This window comes from Piscirickettsia litoralis (assembly GCF_001720395.1).
GTDB lineage: Bacteria > Pseudomonadota > Gammaproteobacteria > Piscirickettsiales > Piscirickettsiaceae > Piscirickettsia > Piscirickettsia litoralis.
Genome location: NZ_MDTU01000001.1, coordinates 1507472 through 1525216, shown reverse-complemented (window position 1 = coordinate 1525216; position 17745 = coordinate 1507472). Strand labels below are relative to the sequence as shown.

19 protein-coding genes and 1 pseudogene are annotated in these 17745 nt (G+C 43.1%); 17 read left to right on the top strand and 3 right to left on the bottom strand.

Annotated elements, in window-relative coordinates:
* From BGC07_RS07460 to trmL, 5 genes are all read left to right on the top strand, one after another.
* On the top strand, nt 1-412 hold a 412-nt coding region (locus BGC07_RS07460; RefSeq protein WP_158006888.1), incomplete at its 5' end, for a hypothetical protein.
* Between the two features lie 18 nt (nt 413-430).
* The gene (locus BGC07_RS07455) at nt 431-1162 is read left to right on the top strand and encodes a hypothetical protein (RefSeq protein WP_139121650.1); all 732 of its coding nucleotides are present in this window, start codon (nt 431-433) and stop codon (nt 1160-1162) included.
* Nucleotides 1163-1270: 108 nt separating this feature from the next.
* Nucleotides 1271-1900: a hypothetical protein gene (locus BGC07_RS07450; protein ID WP_139121649.1), complete on the top strand. Its 630-nt coding sequence runs from the start codon at nt 1271-1273 to the stop codon at nt 1898-1900.
* A 105-nt stretch (nt 1901-2005) separates the two neighbouring features.
* Nucleotides 2006-3031, top strand: coding sequence for a CNNM domain-containing protein (locus BGC07_RS07445; protein WP_069312585.1), 1026 nt, complete (start codon nt 2006-2008; stop codon nt 3029-3031).
* An 82-nt stretch (nt 3032-3113) separates the two neighbouring features.
* Nucleotides 3114-3587 (top strand): tRNA (uridine(34)/cytosine(34)/5-carboxymethylaminomethyluridine(34)-2'-O)-methyltransferase TrmL, encoded by a 474-nt coding sequence (gene trmL, locus BGC07_RS07440; protein WP_069312584.1) that lies wholly within the window; start codon nt 3114-3116, stop codon nt 3585-3587.
* 19 nt (nt 3588-3606) lie between these two features.
* On the opposite strand, the gene BGC07_RS07435 is transcribed toward trmL, so the two are convergent.
* From BGC07_RS07435 to BGC07_RS07425, 3 genes are all read right to left on the bottom strand, one after another.
* A complete protein-coding gene (locus BGC07_RS07435; RefSeq protein ID WP_069312583.1) occupies nt 3607-4116 on the bottom strand; it encodes a disulfide bond formation protein B in 510 nt (169 codons plus the stop codon).
* On the bottom strand, nt 4113-5126 hold the full coding sequence (trpS, locus tag BGC07_RS07430; protein WP_069312582.1) for a tryptophan--tRNA ligase: 1014 nt from the start codon (nt 5124-5126) through the stop codon (nt 4113-4115). The genes BGC07_RS07435 and trpS overlap by 4 nt, the downstream gene beginning before the upstream one ends.
* A 169-nt stretch (nt 5127-5295) precedes the next feature.
* Nucleotides 5296-5910, bottom strand: coding sequence for a class I SAM-dependent methyltransferase (locus BGC07_RS07425; RefSeq protein ID WP_069312581.1), 615 nt, complete (start codon nt 5908-5910; stop codon nt 5296-5298).
* 141 nt (nt 5911-6051) lie between these two features.
* Here BGC07_RS07425 and BGC07_RS07420 point away from each other — a divergent pair, with 141 nt between their 5' ends.
* From BGC07_RS07420 to BGC07_RS07365, 12 genes and pseudogenes are all read left to right on the top strand, one after another.
* The gene (locus tag BGC07_RS07420; RefSeq protein ID WP_077216808.1) at nt 6052-6471 is read left to right on the top strand and encodes a TraR/DksA family transcriptional regulator; all 420 of its coding nucleotides are present in this window, start codon (nt 6052-6054) and stop codon (nt 6469-6471) included.
* Between the two features lie 86 nt (nt 6472-6557).
* A complete protein-coding gene (gene yihA, locus BGC07_RS07415) occupies nt 6558-7148 on the top strand; it encodes a ribosome biogenesis GTP-binding protein YihA/YsxC (protein ID WP_069312580.1) in 591 nt (196 codons plus the stop codon).
* A gap of 113 nt (nt 7149-7261) precedes the next feature.
* Nucleotides 7262-9013, top strand: a complete 1752-nt coding sequence (gene argS / locus BGC07_RS07410; protein ID WP_069312579.1) for an arginine--tRNA ligase — start codon at nt 7262-7264, stop codon at nt 9011-9013.
* A gap of 53 nt (nt 9014-9066) precedes the next feature.
* Entirely contained in the window at nt 9067-10074 is a 1008-nt protein-coding gene (locus tag BGC07_RS07405) for an SPOR domain-containing protein (protein ID WP_235603021.1), read from the top strand.
* Nucleotides 10075-10117: 43 nt separating this feature from the next.
* Nucleotides 10118-10669, top strand: coding sequence for an ATP-dependent protease subunit HslV (hslV, locus tag BGC07_RS07400; RefSeq protein WP_077216807.1), 552 nt, complete (start codon nt 10118-10120; stop codon nt 10667-10669).
* 10 nt (nt 10670-10679) lie between these two features.
* On the top strand, nt 10680-12044 hold the full coding sequence (gene hslU / locus BGC07_RS07395; RefSeq protein WP_069312578.1) for an ATP-dependent protease ATPase subunit HslU: 1365 nt from the start codon (nt 10680-10682) through the stop codon (nt 12042-12044).
* A 35-nt stretch (nt 12045-12079) separates the two neighbouring features.
* Entirely contained in the window at nt 12080-12382 is a 303-nt protein-coding gene (locus tag BGC07_RS07390) for a hypothetical protein (protein WP_077216806.1), read from the top strand.
* A gap of 59 nt (nt 12383-12441) precedes the next feature.
* On the top strand, nt 12442-13185 hold the full coding sequence (ubiE, locus tag BGC07_RS07385) for a bifunctional demethylmenaquinone methyltransferase/2-methoxy-6-polyprenyl-1,4-benzoquinol methylase UbiE (protein ID WP_069312577.1): 744 nt from the start codon (nt 12442-12444) through the stop codon (nt 13183-13185).
* Nucleotides 13185-13826: a ubiquinone biosynthesis accessory factor UbiJ gene (locus tag BGC07_RS07380; RefSeq protein ID WP_069312576.1), complete on the top strand. Its 642-nt coding sequence runs from the start codon at nt 13185-13187 to the stop codon at nt 13824-13826. Before ubiE ends, BGC07_RS07380 begins: the two co-directional genes overlap by 1 nt.
* A pseudogene (ubiB, locus tag BGC07_RS07375) lies at nt 13823-15488 on the top strand (ubiquinone biosynthesis regulatory protein kinase UbiB). Before BGC07_RS07380 ends, ubiB begins: the two are co-directional and overlap by 4 nt.
* A gap of 66 nt (nt 15489-15554) precedes the next feature.
* Complete coding sequence (locus BGC07_RS07370; protein ID WP_069312575.1) at nt 15555-15890, top strand: histidine triad nucleotide-binding protein; 336 nt, start codon at nt 15555-15557, stop codon at nt 15888-15890.
* 100 nt (nt 15891-15990) lie between these two features.
* Complete coding sequence (locus BGC07_RS07365; RefSeq protein WP_069312574.1) at nt 15991-17583, top strand: methyl-accepting chemotaxis protein; 1593 nt, start codon at nt 15991-15993, stop codon at nt 17581-17583.
* Nucleotides 17584-17745: the final 162 nt, after the last annotated feature.

The following is a 17745-nucleotide window of genomic DNA, read 5'->3' as shown; positions in this document are numbered from 1 at the left end:
TTTTAAATTAGATGGGATTACTTTTTGTTGTTTATTGTTTTCATTTTTGATGTTTCTTTCTTTTGTAGCTGTGCTGGTTGAGATCTATACTGTTGCATATTTAGATAGACTGCCTTACCTCCAAGAATTACTTATTTTCTTACTTGGCTTGTCTGTGGGGTTGATGCTTGTGTTGTGTGCTTTATATTTGTACCGACCTGTTTTTCTAATTGCACTGCCTGTATCTATATCAGGCTTTATAAACTCTTTGAGTAATATATCAAATGGATTTTTCTTTTCCACTTCTATTCAAATAGCTTCTTGGCTCTCTATAGCAATCATGATTGTTAATATAGCGGGGTTATATTTCTGGTATATGGATTATAGCAAAAATGACTCTTTGCCAGGAAAAAGTACAAATGAATCAGCTTAAAGCAGATAGATGGTTTCAATGATCAAACAGCTTATCAATGATTGGTTTGTTGGAGCGCTATTATTTATATTTGCCACATTATTATTAATTGACCAAGGAGGAGCTTCGTCATCACAGGGATGGATTTGGATGACATTGGTATTGTTCTTGATGTTTGGTGAAAAGTGCCCTAGTGCCTATCGTTGGGCATTTCCAGGGGTGGCAGTTGGGCTTGTGGCTGAGGTATTCTGGGGAGGGGTGTTAAATTGGATTGAGAGTGCAGTTTGTATTTTTTTTGCAATAGCTTTTCTGTTAAAATTTTTCGTGGAAAGAAAGTGTATAAAATGGTTAAGGAAAAATTTTAAGTTAAGCGCTATGAATTTTTGCTTTCTTCTATTTCTATTTTTAACATTTGCTTCTCTTGTTGTGATGCTTTTTCATATTGGCATCTTCTCAAATATAAAAAAAATCACGTATTTGCAAGAGGCTCTAGTTTTTTTGCCTGGATTCTCTATTGGTTTTATGGTTCTGTTGTGTTCTATTCAGCTTTATAGGCCAGTTTTTATAATCGTATTGCCAGCTTATTTTGCTGGATTTATTAGTGCAACTCATAATATTTATTCAGGTGTTTTTTTATTTCCCTCTATTCAAATAGCTTCTTGGGTTACTGTCGCTTTAATGGTGGTTAATGTGGCGGGGTTATATTTTTGGTATATGGATTATAGCAAAAATGACTCTTTGCCAGGAAAAAATACAAATGAGTCAGTTTAGAGTAGGTAGATAGTTTCAGTGATCAAGTGGTTTATCGATGATCGCTTTGTAGGTTTCGCGCTACTAATAGTGAGCATATTATTTCTGCTTTTTATATCGAGTTCTTCTGTGTCCCCTGCATGGGGATGGTTAAGTTTAGGCTTAATTTTTTTAATCAGTAAAGGTGTGAAGAATACTCTCTTTATTTTTACGTTGTTGCCATGTGCTTTAGGTTTGTTTGGTATGGCTATTTTATCTGTGGAACCAGGTATTTTCTTTGGTAATCTTATAGAAAGAATTGCACTTATTATTTTTTCTCTGCTGCTAGGTTTTAAGTTCATTGTTAGCTTAAAAGAGGGTAGCTTTATTGATGGGGGGAAGGTGAGCCGGAAAATGTTTCTTGTTCTGGTCTTTTTTTCAATAGTTGTTTTGTTGTCAATCGTTGCTGAGGTTTACTATCTTAGAATACTGTCTACTCTGTATGGTTTATCCTATTATAAAGTTTTGATTGAGTTCCTCTCTGGGATTTCTATTGCTGGCATGATGGCCATACTATCATTTTTTAAATTTAAAGAAATATTCATTTTAGCATTACCAAGCGTGTTAGCTGTTTCGGTAAGCAGTATTGACAATGTTTTTGTTAATAGTATTCCTTTTTTAAGTATAGTTATAGCTTCTTATATTGGGCTGCTTTTATTGGGAATTAGTCTTGTCGGGCTATATTTTTGGTATCTGGATTACCAAAAAGAGCCAGAGTAAGCCTCTCGCCTCCTAGGTTGACTCTTGAATTTAATGCTCGAGTGGAGAGTAATCTACTGCTAAACTTTAAGTTAATTTATAACGGTATGTGATTGTTGAATTAGTATGGTTTTACTCATTATTTTCTTATTGCTTTCACTGCTTATCTCATTTATCTGCTCAGTGTTGGAAGCGGTGCTGTTGAGTGTGACCTTGCCCCATATTACCCTGTTGAAAAAGCAGGAGAAAAAGTCAGGATATATGCTCGATCAATTAAAGGCTGATTTAAATAAGCCGTTGACGGCAATTTTAACGTTAAACACTGTTGGGCATACCGTTGGGGCAGTCGGTGTGGGCGCTCAGGTGACCAAGATGTATGGCGACCATTACTTAGCGCTTTCTTCGGCTGTTTTGACGGTATTGATCTTGTTTTTATCTGAAATTATTCCTAAGACGATAGGGGCGAATTATTGGGACAAATTGTCTGGAGTAACGGCCTATATGTTGAAATATTTAACCTGGTTGATGATGCCGGTTATTTTTATTTCTGAGAAAATGATGGCCGGCTTAACTCAGAAGAATGAGTTAACGGGCTTTGGCAAAGATGAATTGCTAGCGATGACAGAACTAAACAAAGAAAAAGGCTTTATTAGTAGTGATGAAAATTTAGTTTTTAAAAATCTCTTGTTACTTGAAGATCAGCCAGTACGAAAGATTATGACGCCGCGAACAGTGGTCTTTTCGCTGTCTAGCGAGATGACCGTTGAGACTTTTTTTCATAAGTATGACCAAGCCCCTTTTTCGAGAATCTTAATTCATGCAGAGGACCAAGACAGTATGGTTGGTTTTGTCATGCGTGAAGATTTATTATTGGCAGCGGCGAGAAATAATTATCAAAACCAGCTGTCTTATTACTCGCGCGAGTTGGTTGCGACCTTGGATAAGTTTTCTATTGCCAAAGTGTTTAACGATATGCTTAATCAGCGCTTGCAGATTATGTTGGTCGTTGATGAATATGGTAGTGTGCAAGGCATTGTGACACTAGAGGACATTATTGAAGAGCTGCTAGGGCGCGAGATTGTCGATGAGCATGACCAAGTTGAGAGCATGCAAAAGCTCGCCTTTAAAAAGAAAAATAAGCGCTTGAAATAACCGAAAGCGATCTGACTTGAACCTGTACAGCCCGCCTTATATAATCGGGGTTTTTTGAAAAGATAATCTGTTGGAGTGTTCAATGTTGCACGTGGTGCTCTATGAGCCTGAAATCCCGCCAAACACAGGCAATATTATTCGGTTATGTGCAAATGTTGGTTTTAAACTGCATCTGATTAAGCCGTTAGGATTTGATGTCGATGATAAGCGCTTGAAGCGTGCAGGCTTGGATTATTACGAATGGAAAGAGATGCAAGTACACGAGAATTTTCACGCCTTTTTAAGAAATTCCGAGTGCAATCGTGTTTTTTTATGCGAGACGCATGGTCAGCAGTCTTATGATCGGGTTGACTATCAAGCGGGCGATGCTTTGGTGTTTGGCCCTGAGACTCGCGGTTTGCCTCAAGATCTGTTGAATCACTGGCCTGAAGAGCTATTATTTCGTTTGCCGATGCAGGCAGAGAGTCGCAGTATGAACTTATCAAACTGCGTTGCGGTGGTTGTCTATGAAGCTTGGCGTCATCTAGGTTTTTCCGGGGCCGCCGGCTTTAACTAGCGGGCTTATTGACTGAATTTTAATTGTTAGCCTTATTTTTTTTCATAAAAAAACTGATAAAAATAAATAGGCTGAGTAGAGAAAAAAAGAGCCCTGACCAGGTGGCTAAACTGATGTTAAATATCGTCGAGGTGACTAAGGCGCAGTCGCTAGAGCCATGTAGGGCCATTTCTATCGTTTTTAATAACGGATAATGTTGCAGCATATAGCCCAAATTAGGCAGGCATTGCATGCTCATGCCATCTGGAGAGTGCTGTAGCCAGATCTGTCGTCCGGCAAGCCCTGCCCCCGTTAATGCGCAGAGTAAAGCGAGAGTCTGCAAAATACGCAAGCTTAGCCCTTGCCAGGCTTTTAGTGCGAGGACGATCAAAAAGACTAAGGTCGGTATCAGGGCAAAGCGTTGGAGTAAGCATAGCGTGCAGGGTGTTTCGCCGACGATGTATTGCAAGTAAAGGCTATAAGCGAGTGTCCCAGCACTGACGAGTGCAAGTAAGCGGTATAGCCCGAGTCGTGAGCACAAGCGGGTCATTTTTGGCTACCAAATGCATGTAAGCCGACCGCTGCGCGCACTTTTTCAAGCAGTGGTTGGCTGATGGTACGTGCTTTTGCAGCACCGGCTTGAATGATTTCCTCGATTTGGGCAGGGCGTGTGCTTAGATCCTCATAGCGTTCGCGCATCTCGCCGATTTCAGCGTTAACAAGCTCGAAGAGCTTTTGTTTAGCATCACCCCAACCGATACCTTCAGCAAAGGCTGCGCGCATTTGTGCGATTTCATCATCAGTTGCGAAGGCTTGATAAATTTGGAAAATAGTACTGTCTTCCGTGCTTTTAGCCTCGCCGGGTTCGAGTGAATTTGTTTTAATCTTCATGATGAGCTTTCTGAGCTTTTTCTCAGGGACAAACAATGGAATTGTATTGCCATAACTTTTACTCATCTTGCGACCATCCAGCCCCGAAAGCAGTGGGGTTTCTGCAACTTCTACCTCAGGTAAGGTAAAAAGTTCGCCGTAGTGGTGGTTAAAGCGCTGAGCGACATCGCGGGCCATTTCTAGGTGCTGAACCTGATCTTTACCGACAGGGACTTTATTGGCATTAAAAGCGAGAATATCCGCACTCATCAAGATCGGGTAACTGTAGAGTCCCATGGTAATACCGAAGTCAGGGTCGTTGTTTTGAGCCTGGTTTTCATCGACGGCAGCCTTGTAGGCATGGGCGCGGTTCATCAAGCCTTTTGCTGTTAAGCAGGTGAGTATCCAGGTGAGTTCGGTGATTTCTGGAATATCAGATTGCCTGTATAAAATTGCTTGTTCTGGATCTAAACCGCAAGCGAGCCAGGCTGTTGCAATTTCAAAACTGGATTGGTGGGTAAGCTTGGGGTCTTGGGCCTTGATCAGTGAATGATAATCGGCTAGAAAGTAAAGCGATGTTACGTTCGCTGAGCGGCTGCGCGCTATTGCTGGACGAATTGCACCGACATAATTTCCTAAATGGGGCGCGCCTGATGTGGTGATACCCGTTAATACAACTTCTTGTTTCACTTAAAACCTCATTCACTCGAATCCAACTGCAAAAGCCATTGTAACAGAATTTTTATTAAACAAAATGCTTGGCTACAGGCAAGTTTAAGTGAGGCTAGACACTGTTGTTTGATTTGAATTGGGTGATCATTTTTACTATAAAACAGGAGGTTTCAAGCGCTAGCGGCCTTTAGGCTTTCAGCGCTTGCTTTTGGATGACGAGCTGATAACAGCTTTCACCACGCTCTAAGTATTTTTTCTCAAAATGAGTGCGGGCGGGGAAGTTTTGAGCGAGGGTTTCTGCACTGAGTATTGCTAGTTTCCAGGTGTTTTTAGCCTGTTCAAAGGCTTCATCGAAATAAAACTTCTCATTGGTCGCCATAGTGATCTTGCCGCCGGGTTTAAGTGTGTCGATTAAATAGGCCATAAAAGGCATGTTGAACCAGCGCTTATTGGCTTGGGCGGCTTTGGGGTAAGGACAGGGGTAGAGGATAAAGTATTGGTCAACCTCTTCAGGGCCGATGTGCTGTGGTAGCCAGTAGGTGGTATTGCCATGAATGGGTAATAAGTTCTGATAGGGGCCGAATGTATTGTTTTTGTTTGAAAACTTTCCAAACTTTTCCCGTGTTTTCTCGATGGCGATTAAAAAGCGTTCAGGGTGGCTTTTTGCATACATCAGTGGGTGCATGCCCACACCGCAACCGATTTCAATATCCAGTGCCATATCAGGCTGTCTAAGGCGGCGCCAAGCCTGTTCTTGTTCAGGAATTTTTAAAATGTGGCTGTGATAAGTTCTCATTTTCATGGTCTAATGCTATTGTTTAAGAGTATTTGCTAGCGCAGGTTAGAGTAACGCAATCAGGAAAGAATTGCACTAGTGGCTAAGAGTGATTACTATTGGTGTGCTAAGAACGATAACTTGCAACACGATAGAAGGAGAGGCGTCGTGATTACAAAAGAAGAGCTGTTAAAAATGCCAGCATCTGACTATATGAACGATCAACAGCTCGAGTTTTTCGCTCATCTATTAGAAGAAGAGAAAGAAAAAACATTCGAAGAGATTGAAGTGGCTAAAGCTGCTTTAACCGAGCTGGAAAATAATCCTGCTGATGAAGCTGATGCCGCTGCGGCCGAAGAGCAGCGCCAATTGCAGTTGCGGATTGTTAGTCGTAAAACGAATTACTTTAATCACATACAGCGTGCAGAAGCCAGAATCGAAGATAAGAGCTATGGTTTTTGTGAGGAAACGGATGAAGCGATTGGCGTGCAGCGCTTGCTTTATCGGCCGACGAGCAGTCTTTCTGTAGAAGCACAAGAATCAAAAGAGCGTCGCAAAAGCCTGCATAAGGATGTTAGGGACGTTTAAACCTGGCGGATTGTTTTCGGGCCTCTCGGCAAAGAAAAATGATTGTGTTAGACTGGCGCATTTGTCAATCATGAGTACGGTGTTCCATGAATTATCAATCAACGCACTATTTATTAGGGGCTGCGAAACTTGAGCAGCTTCCTGAAGATACTGGGGTAGAGATCGCCTTTGCGGGCCGGTCTAATGCAGGTAAATCAAGCGCAATCAATGTAATTACTGGATTGAGTAAGCTTGCGCGCACCAGTAACACGCCGGGGCGTACTCAGCTGATTAATCTTTTTACTGTCAATGAACACTGTCGTTTAGTGGACCTTCCTGGCTATGGTTTTGCTAAAGTACCCATTGCGATGAAGCAAAAATGGCAAGAAACCTTATCGCGTTATCTCGAAGTTCGTGAGTGTTTAAAGGGGATCGTCTTGATGATGGACATTCGTCACCCGTTTAAGCCTTATGACGAAATGATGATTTCCTGGGCGGTTTCCTCGGGGTTACCTATGCATATTTTACTGACTAAATCAGATAAATTGAAGCGCGGTGCGGCCAGTCAAACTTTGTTATCTGTGAAAAAAAAGCTTTCAGATCATGAAGATATATCTGTACAGTTATTTTCTTCTTTGAAAAAAACAGGTGTGGATCAGGCGCGTGATGTGCTTGATGCTTGGTTTGAATCGCACTAACACATTCTTTTATTAATAAAACCCTCTTGTTCTCTAGTCATTGATGTCGTTAGAATAAGGTGTTTTTAGTCGTTTAAGTTTGCAACTTTTTTAATTAGAGTTAAACAGAATTCATGAAACAGCATATTAGCCATTTAGTGGGCGAGGCGGTGAAAGCGCTGCAAGCCAAAGATGTCCTTCCAGAAGATTTATCCGTTCAGTTGCATATTGATCGTACTAAAGATAAGAGCCATGGAGATTGGGCGACCAATGTTGCATTAATGCTCGCCCGTGTTGCCGGGTGTGCGCCACGCCAATTGGCTGAAAAGATTGTCGCAAGCTTGCCTGCCTCAGAGCATGTGAGCAAAGTAGAAATCGCGGGCCCCGGGTTTATTAATTTCTTTTTAAATGCCAAGGCACAAAGTGATGTGGTCACCCAAATATTCGCTCAAAAAGAAGCCTATGGTCGCAGTGAGGCGATGGCTGATAAGAAAGTGATTTTAGAGTTTGTCTCGGCCAATCCAACGGGGCCTTTGCATGTTGGCCACGGGCGCTGGGCGGCAATGGGTGCGGTTGTTGGTAATCTGCTTGAAGCGGTGGGGGCGAAGGTTCATCGCGAATATTATGTCAATGACGGTGGTCGCCAGATGGATATTTTGGCCACATCCACTTGGTTGCGCTATTTAGAGTTAGGCGGTGAAAAATTCGAATTTCCGTTAAATGGCTATCGTGGTGACTATATTTTTGACATCGCTAAACAGTTGCATAGTGATCATCAAAATTTATTTATGCGCAATATTGCTGATATTTATGACGTTGTTTGTGAAAATAGTGAAGAAAACAAAGAGCAGCATATTGATGGGCTTATTCAGCAAGCAAAAGCTCGACTCGGTGATGATTATAAATGGGTCTTTAAGGCGGCTTTAGAGAGTGTGCTCGGTGATATTAAAGAAGATCTTGCTGAGTTTGGTGTTAATTTTGATTGTTGGTTCTCTGAAAAAAGTTTGGTGGATGATGGTGCGGTTGAAAAAGCACTGAATCGATTAAAAGAAGGTGGTTATACCTATGAGAAAGAAGGGGCGATTTGGTTTAAATCCACCGAGTTTGCTGATGACAAGGATCGCGTTTTAGTACGCAATAATGGCCAGCAGACTTATTTTACCCCTGATATTGCTTATCATATGGACAAGCTTGATCGCGGTCATAACTTGGTGATTGATTTATTCGGTGCCGACCATCACGGCTATGTTGCCAGGATGCGAGCGGCGATGCAGGCACTCGGTGCTAAGCCTGATGATTATCATGTGTTGTTGGGCCAGTTTGTCAGCCTGTATCGCGGCGGCGAACAGGTGCAAATGTCGACACGGAGCGGCTCTTTTGTGACTTTGCGTGAGTTGCGCGATGAAGTCGGTAATGATGCGGCGCGCTTTTTCTATGTAATGCGCAAGTTTGAGCAGCCACTGGACTTTGATTTAGATTTGGCGAAGTCTAAATCAAATGACAACCCGGTGTATTATATTCAATATGCGCATGCGCGGATTTGTAGTGTGTTGCGTCAGATGGCTGATAAAAATGTTGAGTTAAATACTGAGCTGGGCTTAGCGTCGTTAGAGCGCTTGGTTGAAACTCAAGAGATTGATTTATTAAAACGTTTAGCCATGTACCCTGAGCTTTTGCAAAATGCGGCGCTGAATCATGAACCACATGTGCTTGCAAATTACTTGCGAGATTTGGCGAATGGGCTTCATACTTATTACAACGCACATCAATTTTTAGTCGAAGATGCAGTGCTTTGTCAGGCTCGACTTTGTTTAGTGCTTGCCGTAAAGCAAGTATTAGCTAACGGACTCGAGTTGTTAGGTATCTCTGCACCTCAAGCAATGTGAGATGGCAAAAGATCGTCGAAAGAACAGCCAAAGCTATTTAGAAGAGCGACGCCGTGAGCAAGCAGAACGTCGGCGTCGTCTCGATCAGGCTGTGCGTCAAAAAGAAAAAAACGCGCGAAGAGCTGCAAAGAGAGCGCCAGGCACGGCATCGCGCCGAACTTGAGCAGTATACTGACAAAAAACGAACGCCGCTAAAACGTAAGAATAAGATTATCGCAAGTCGCAAGTCATCTCGTTTGCACCCGGAATTTACCAATAACAAAAATAAGATTAATAAAATTAAAGCAAAACAAGCTGAACCGAAGACTCAGGTAAAACCCAAGCGAATTAAGCAAAAAGCACACGCGACCCCTTCTTCTTCTGCTGAGCAGGCAAAAGGCTTATCAACTTTAGGCTGGATCATTTGCGGAGTGCTTGCAGGTTGTTTGCTCGGCGGTTTTAGTTATTTTTACTTTTTAAAGCCCGATGCAGCAACTTCAGCTTTAAATAATACGGCTAATAAAGCACAGTCAGTTGTCGCAGAGAGTAATCACCAGGAAGTGAGTGTAAACTTGCAATCTGTGCCGGTAAAGTCTGAGAAATCGACCCAAAGTCAAGGTGATCCTAATTCGGATGCTAAGGCACAAGCTCAAGTCGCCGCAAGTTCAGCTGAGAAGACGATAACAACGGATTCTCAAGACAAAGAGCAAGCTGTGAAAGCTAAAGCTGTGGTTCCTAAGTTTGAATTTTATACTATTTTGCCGAAGCAAGAAGTCTGGAGTCCGCCAAAACAAGATGTCGCCGATCCTAAGGCCGCAGCATCTGGAAACAGTCAGAAGAATCAGTATGTTCTTCAAATCGCCTCGTTTAGAAACAGTAAAGATGCCACTCAATTAATGCAGCGTCTTGAAAAGCTTAAGCTCCATCCCTATCTATCTACAGTAAAGCTTCAGTCAGGCCAGCAGTGGAATCGCGTGATGCTCGGACCTTTTGCAAGCAAGAGAGACGCAGAAAAGGTGCGTCGAGTGTTGCAAGATGCCAGCATACAGCCCGGTTTGCTCAAGCTAAAACAAAATAGCTAAAACTGATTGTAATCTATCAATTTCGATAAACGAGGTAGTCTAAGTGACTGAACAGTATAAGGGCACGACCATTTTATGTGTGCGCCGTGGTGATAAAGTAGTAATGGGTGGTGATGGTCAAGCCACGCTTGGCGATACGGTTGCGAAATCAAACATTTGTAAAGTGCGTCGCCTTTATCAAGACAAAGTCATTGCTGGTTTTGCTGGTTCAACAGCGGATGCCTTTACTTTGCTAGAGCGCTTTGAAGGCAAGCTTGAAATCCATCACGGTCATCTTGTTCGTGCTGCGGTTGACTTGGCCAAAGACTGGCGTACAGATCGTATGTTGCGCCGTTTGGAAGCAATGATGATTGTTGCTGATAAAACAACAACCTTAACTATTTCAGGAAACGGTGATGTATTAGAGCCTGAAAATGGTATGACGTCGATTGGTTCTGGTTCTTCTTATGCACGTGCCAGTGCGCGTGCGCTGCTTGACAATACCGATTTAGGTGCACGTGACATTGTTGAAAAAAGTTTAAATATCGCCGGTGAGATCTGTATTTATACCAATCAGAATTTAACCATTGAAGAATTAGATAATACAGCCGAGTGAGGTAGGCCTTATGTCAACAATGACACCCAAAGAAATTGTTCATGAACTTGATAAACATATTATTGGCCAAGCGGATGCTAAGCGTGCTGTTGCCATTGCCATGCGTAACCGCTGGCGTCGTATGCAGCTGGATGAAGCGATGCGTGTTGAGGTTACACCGAAAAATATTTTGATGATCGGACCGACGGGGGTGGGTAAAACAGAAATCGCTCGCCGTTTAGCGCGTTTGGCCAAGGCACCGTTTATCAAAGTTGAAGCGACTAAGTTTACTGAAGTCGGTTATGTCGGCCGTGATGTTGAATCGATTATTCGTGACCTGATGGAAATGGCGATCAAGCAAACACGTGAAGATGCCATGGAAAAAGTTAAAGACCGCGCAGAGTCTGCGGCAGAAGAACGTGTGTTAGATGTATTGCTGCCACCAGCGCGTGGAGCTGGATCTAAGACCGGTTTTGCCAACGAACCAGAACCGACTAACCATGATGATTCAGCCGCACGTCAGGTCTTTCGTAAAAAACTGCGTGAAGGTCAACTTGATGATAAAGAAATCAGCATCGAGGTGACGAGCGCGCCGGTGGGCGTTGAAATCATGGCGCCTCCAGGTATGGAAGAGATGACCAATCAATTGCAGAGTATGTTCCAAAATATGGGAGGCTCTGGCAATAAAAAAGAACGTAAGATGAAAGTGGCCGACGCTCTAAAACGCTTGCGTGAAGAAGAAGCGGCGAAGCTGGTTAATGAAGAAGAGATTAAGCTGCAAGCGGTAGAAAGTGTTGAGCAAAACGGTATCGTCTTTATTGATGAAATCGATAAGATCACCAAGCGCTCTGATGCCGGTGGCGGCAGTGGTGGCGATGTCTCACGTGAAGGTGTGCAGCGTGATTTACTGCCTTTGGTTGAAGGCTCTACGGTTTCAACGAAATATGGCATGATCAAAACCGATCATATCTTATTTGTGGCCTCAGGTGCTTTCCACCTGGCAAAACCATCGGACTTGATTCCAGAGTTACAAGGTCGTTTTCCAATCCGCGTTGAGCTTGATTCATTAACGCCTGAGGATTTCGTCAGCATTTTAACTGAGCCGGATGCCTCTTTAGTTAAGCAATATAAAGCCTTAATGACAACAGAAGGCGTGACCTTAGACTTTACTGATGCAGGTGTGAAGAAAATTGCTGAGATTGCCTTTCAAGCCAATGAGCAGATGGAAAATATTGGCGCACGTCGCTTGCATACGGTGCTTGAGCGTTTATTGGATGATATTTCATACCGTGCCTCAGATTGCCAAGGCGAGACACTGAAGATCGATGAAGGTTATGTGGTTGATGCGCTTTCTGAGCTAACACATAATGAAGACTTGAGTCGTTATATCCTGTAAAATAGCGGCTAATAAGCAGGTCTAAGAACGGTGCTGTGGCACCGTTTTTTATTTGTAGAGAAAAAGATGAATTTATGAGTGCTTGTGTGATTGATACGGTTCGTTGGCATCGCAGAGAAAAAACATTAAAAGTGCGTTTTGAAGGACAAGAACCTGCTTTATTTTCCTCCAAAACGCTATATTCACTAGCGGCTCATCAGATTCCTGCAGATAGCATCGCCATTGATGCATTAAGTTGTGATGAATTAGAGGGCTTGACCTTGTCGTTTAATGATGGCTTGATAGCTGTGATTGATTGGCAACAGCTTTATCCGTTAAGCCTAAATCAACAAGAATAAAAGTTGCAAGACATAGTAATTATTTAAAAAATTTAAGCTAATTTAAAGAGGGCAGCAACATGCAAGAAGAGCAAACACATTTTGGCTATGAGTCTGTTGATGTTAATGAGAAAGTCGGTCGTGTCAGAGAGGTGTTTCGCTCTGTTGCCCCTAAGTACGATCTGATGAATGACCTGATGTCGGTTGGTGTGCACCGGTTATGGAAGCGTTACACTATTATGGCTAGCCGCGTTAAAATTGGTAATAAAGTATTGGATTTGGCGGGGGGAACGGGGGATTTGACCCGTGTTTTTGCGGGGCGCGTCGGTGCGAGCGGTCATGTTGTTTTGGCTGATATTAATGAGGCAATGCTCGCTGTTGGGCGTGCAAAGCTTGAAGACTGTGGTGTTTTTAATGTTGATTATGTGCAGGCCAATGCGGAAGAACTGCCTTTTGATGATCACTATTTTGATTGCATTACTATCGCTTTTGGCTTACGTAATGTAACCGATAAAGAGGCAGCTTTGCGCTCGATGTATCGCGTCTTAAAACCAGGCGGACGTTTATTGATACTTGAGTTTTCAAAGCCAGCTTATCCACTATTAAGTAAGCTCTATGATCAGTACTCGTTTCATGTACTGCCACGTTTAGGCCAATGGTTTGCAAAAGATGCGGCTAGCTATAAATACCTGGCCGAATCGATTCGTATGCATCCGGATCAGGAGACTTTGAAAGGCATGATAGAAGGTGCAGGTTTTGAGCGTTGTCGTTATACTAACCTGTCTGCAGGCATTGTTGCTTTGCATGAAGGCTGTAAAATCTAATGGTCTATCGTGCGCTATTAAAACCTTTATTGCCTTTATTAAATAAGGCGCTGAATCGGGCGTTAAAAACCGATCGTTGGTTGATGGAGTCTTGGTCGAGCTTAAGTGGTCGAGTGCTGGCCTTAGACATTAAAGAGCTTGAGCGGCCGATTTATGTGTATCTATTAGCCGATGGTTTATTGCTATCACTAGAGTTATCAGATTCATCACAATCGGTGGATGTTACGATTAGTGGTGATATCGCCGGTTTGTTGGCACTTGCAAAAGCAGAAGACCCACAGACGGTGATTTTGTCCAGGCAAGTGAAGTTACATGGTGATGTTGCAACTTTGCAGGAAGTTCAGCGTTATGTGGCTATGTTTGAATTTGACTGGGAAGGCGAGATTTCTCGTTATATCGGGCCACTCTGGGCCGGTGTTGCAGGCCAAAGCTTGCGGGCGAGTAGAGAGTGGCTGAGTTCAGCGGGTGAGAGTTTTAAGAAAAACACCTCTGAGTTTGTTCTTTATGAGCAGCGCTTGTTGGTCAGTCATGAGGAAATGAGTGATTGGGTTGAATCTTTGCAAGCCCTGCGTCTTGATGCAGAACGCCTGAAAATACGCTTGGACCTATTGAGTACGAAGGGTGATGGAGATCAGCGATGAAGTTGCGTGTCTGGATGCGTTTTTGGCGAATTGGCTGGGCATTGGTACGTTATCGTGTTGAAGAGCTTGTATTAGCGATTCCCTTTTTAAGGCCATTGCAGTTTTTAATGTACTTAAACCCTTGGAGCTGGAGAAGAGAAACTCGCACACGTGCCGAGCGTCTGCGTCTGTGTTTAGAGTCTTTAGGGCCAGTCTTTATTAAATTTGGCCAGATCTTATCAACACGTCGGGATTTGTTGCCCGATGACATTGCTTTAGAGTTAGCACGGCTACAGGATCAAGTGCCGCCTTTTCCTGCTGCGCAAGCGAGAGTGATACTGGAAAAAAGTTATCGACGGCCATTATCAGAGGTGTTTGCGGAATTCGCCGATGAGCCGATGGCCTCCGCTTCTATTGCCCAAGTTCATGCTGCGCGCTTACCGTCTGGGCAAGAGGTCGTTGTTAAGGTTCTCAGGCCTAATTTAAAGCGGGTGCTGCGTAAAGATATCGATTTAATGTATATGCTTGCACGTTTATTGGAGCGTTATTGGTTGGCGAGTCGGCGTTTGCGGCCGGTTGAAGTTGTGGCTGAGCTTGAACGGAATTTAATGGATGAGCTGGACTTGATGCGAGAGGCGGCTAATACCTCTCAGTTACGACGCAATTTTAATGGGGGAACATGTCCTAAAAGTGCCGGAGATTTTTTGGGAGTATACTCATTCAAATGTCATTGTTATGGAACGTATTTTTGGCGTGCCGGTTGCGGATATTGAGGCACTAAAGACCAACAAAGTGAACTTAAAGCGATTGGCTGAGCGTGGTGTTGAGGTCTTTTTTACTCAGGTTTTTCGTGATTGTTTTTTTCATGCCGATATGCATCCAGGGAATATTTTTGTCGATTGCAGCAAGCCTGAGGACCCGGGCTATATCGCCATAGACTGTGGTATTGTTGGGACGTTGGGTCGAGACGATCAGCATTATTTGGCTGGTAATTTCCTGGCGTTTTTTAAGCGTGATTATCGCCGTGTCGCCGAATTGCACGTTGAGTCGGGTTGGGTGCCTGCGCAAACACGAGTGGATGAATTTGAGTCGGCGATTCGCACGGTGTGTGAGCCGATTTTTGAGCGACCATTAAAAGACATTTCCTTTGGGCAGACTTTATTGCGTTTATTTCAAACGGCACGACGATTCGATATGCAGGTTCAACCGCAATTATTGCTTTTACAAAAAACCTTACTGAATATCGAAGGGCTGGGCCGTCAACTTTATCCAGAGCTGGATTTATGGAGTACAGCGAAGCCATTTTTAGAGCAGTGGATGAAAGAGCAGGTAGGCGTGAAAGGCTTTGCTAAACGGCTGATCGCGAATGTTCCAAACTGGTCAGAGCAGTTGCCTGAATTTCCAGCACTCGCACACCAGTGGTTGGCCGATCAGCGTGAGCAACATATTGAGCTGAAAAGAGTGGCAGAGTCTAAGGAAGAACATATTTGGCAGCTTAAGCATGCCAAACGTTCGAGCGCTGGCTTGGTGACGGGGCTTGTCTTGTTATTGCTGGGAGGTATGTTTTTGGAGGTGCCTCATTGGCGGCATGTGCTCGAATGGCTAGATCAATACGCTTGGGCGTTTGTTGCCGTGGGGGCTGGGGTTTTATTTTGGTCGTTTTATTCTCTTCGGCGCAATTAATAGTTGATAACTAATTCACTAATAAATAGATTAATAAATAAATAAATAGATGAAAAGGAAAAAATTATGTCTGATTGCATTTTTTGTAAAATTATCAATAAAGAATTACCTGCTGATATCATTTATGAAGATGACTGTATGGTTGTTTTTAAGGATATTCAACCTAAAGCGCCTGTGCATGTGCTTGTTGTACCGAAAAAGCATATTGTTTCTTTGGCAAAATTAAACTCTGCTGATCAAGATGTAATAGCACAGATGATGATGAATTTGTCGGCTATTGCTGAAAAAGTGGGCTTGAGTGATGGCTTTCGAACCATCATTAATACCGGCAAAGGTGGAGGACAAGAAGTTGACCATTTGCATGTTCACCTTATTGGTGGGCGACCGCTGCCGGGCTTCTAGCTGATGTGTTAGGGGCTGTTTAGCTCATCCTAAAAAAGTTCGTACAAACTTGACTATACTTTCAGCTAAGAGGAATTTTCATAGATTAAGTTGTATTACGATGGGAAATATCGCCAAGGGCCTACAGATAAAAATCTATAGTGCATTGATTGTTATCCTCACTGTGATCTTGGTTATCTCAGGTTGGTATAATTATAACCAGACTAAGAACTTGCTTGAAAGTCAGCTTGAGCAAGAGGCAAGCTTAACATCCAATCGCCTCGCCCGCAGTGCTGCAGAGCCTTTATGGAATGCAGATCAAGATCAACTTTCGGCACTTTTAAAATCAGAAATGTTATCGCGGTCTATTTCTGCGATTTCTGTATCCACACCGGATGATCCTGTGTTTGGTTTTTATCGTGAAAATGGCAAATTAAAGGCATTAACGAAGACTTTCCCTGTTACTTCTCGAAATACTGTTATCAAACGACCGATTATTTACGAAAGTGATGGTAATGAAAATAAATTAGGCCAGATTTATATTTATACGAATGACAGCTTTATTCGAGGAGAGCTTGCTAGTCTGTTAACCAGTACGATTATTCAGATTATTGTGTTGAATATTATCTTGATTGGTGTACTTGCTTTCTTATTAAAGCTTATGGTGTTAAAGCCAGTGACACGTATTTCTGATGCAATTAATGATATCGCAGCTGGAGGAGGAGACTTAACGCAGCGTGTTGATACGGGTAAATCTCAAGATGAAATTTCAGAGTTAGGGGATGGTTTTAATCAATTCGCGACGAAAATTCACGATATCATCGGCCATGTTTCTTTTACTTCTAAATCAATTGCAGGAGGCGCCCAGCAAATTTCAGATATCAACGGCAGTCTTGCTGATCATATGGACACACAAACGAAACAGATTAGTGCGGTCGGGGATTCGGTTGCAGGTATAGAAAAATCAATTTCTCATGTTGCGAGCTTGGCCGCAGAAGCAGCAGAAAAAGCTTCAGACTCGGCAACGACAGCAAAAGCCGGTGGTGATATTGTAAAACACAATATCGAAAGTATGCGTGATATTAGTACTTCAGTGCATGCCAGCGCATCCAGTATTGAGACCTTGGGTAAGCTCGGTGAAGATATTAACGGGGTTATTGAAACGATTAATACCATCGCAAGCCAGACGAACTTGTTAGCATTAAATGCGGCAATTGAGGCCGCGCGTGCCGGTGAGCAAGGTCGAGGTTTTGCTGTTGTGGCCGATGAGGTGCGTAAACTTGCGATTCGCACCGCTGAGGCGACCAATGAGGTGGCGCCGGTGATTAAAGCGATTCAGGACGAAGTTCAAAATGCTGTAGAAAAAATGAATGAAGGTGTGACGAAAGTGCAGGCCGGCGTCGATGAGGTGACGAAAGCCGGTGAAATGCTCGATAAAATTCAAGATTCGGCAGGAGAGGTGACCAAAGCGACCGATGATATTGCACGTGCGGTTTCAGAGCAAACCGAAGCAACAAAATCAGTCACAGGTTATATGGAAAAAACGCTGGGCGAAGTCGAAAATCTAAAAAATAGCACGCATGAAGCCTTTGATTCTGCTCAAACACTCGCAGGCGATGCAGCGCAATTGATGGGCTTGGTTAACCAATTTACTATTGATGAAGAGCAAATTAAGAAAAGCTCTGAAACTGAGGAGAGTTCTGCAGCATCTTGATTGATGTTGCTTTGTTTATGACTTGAGGGAGAGGTCGCTTGAAAATGAAAGGATGCATCGCTCTTTTTTTGACTCTTATTCACAGGGTCGATTTTTTCGACGCTTTACGCTCAAACGAGTGTCAAAGAGCGTAATTGGTCTGAAGTGTGGCAAGAGCTAGAA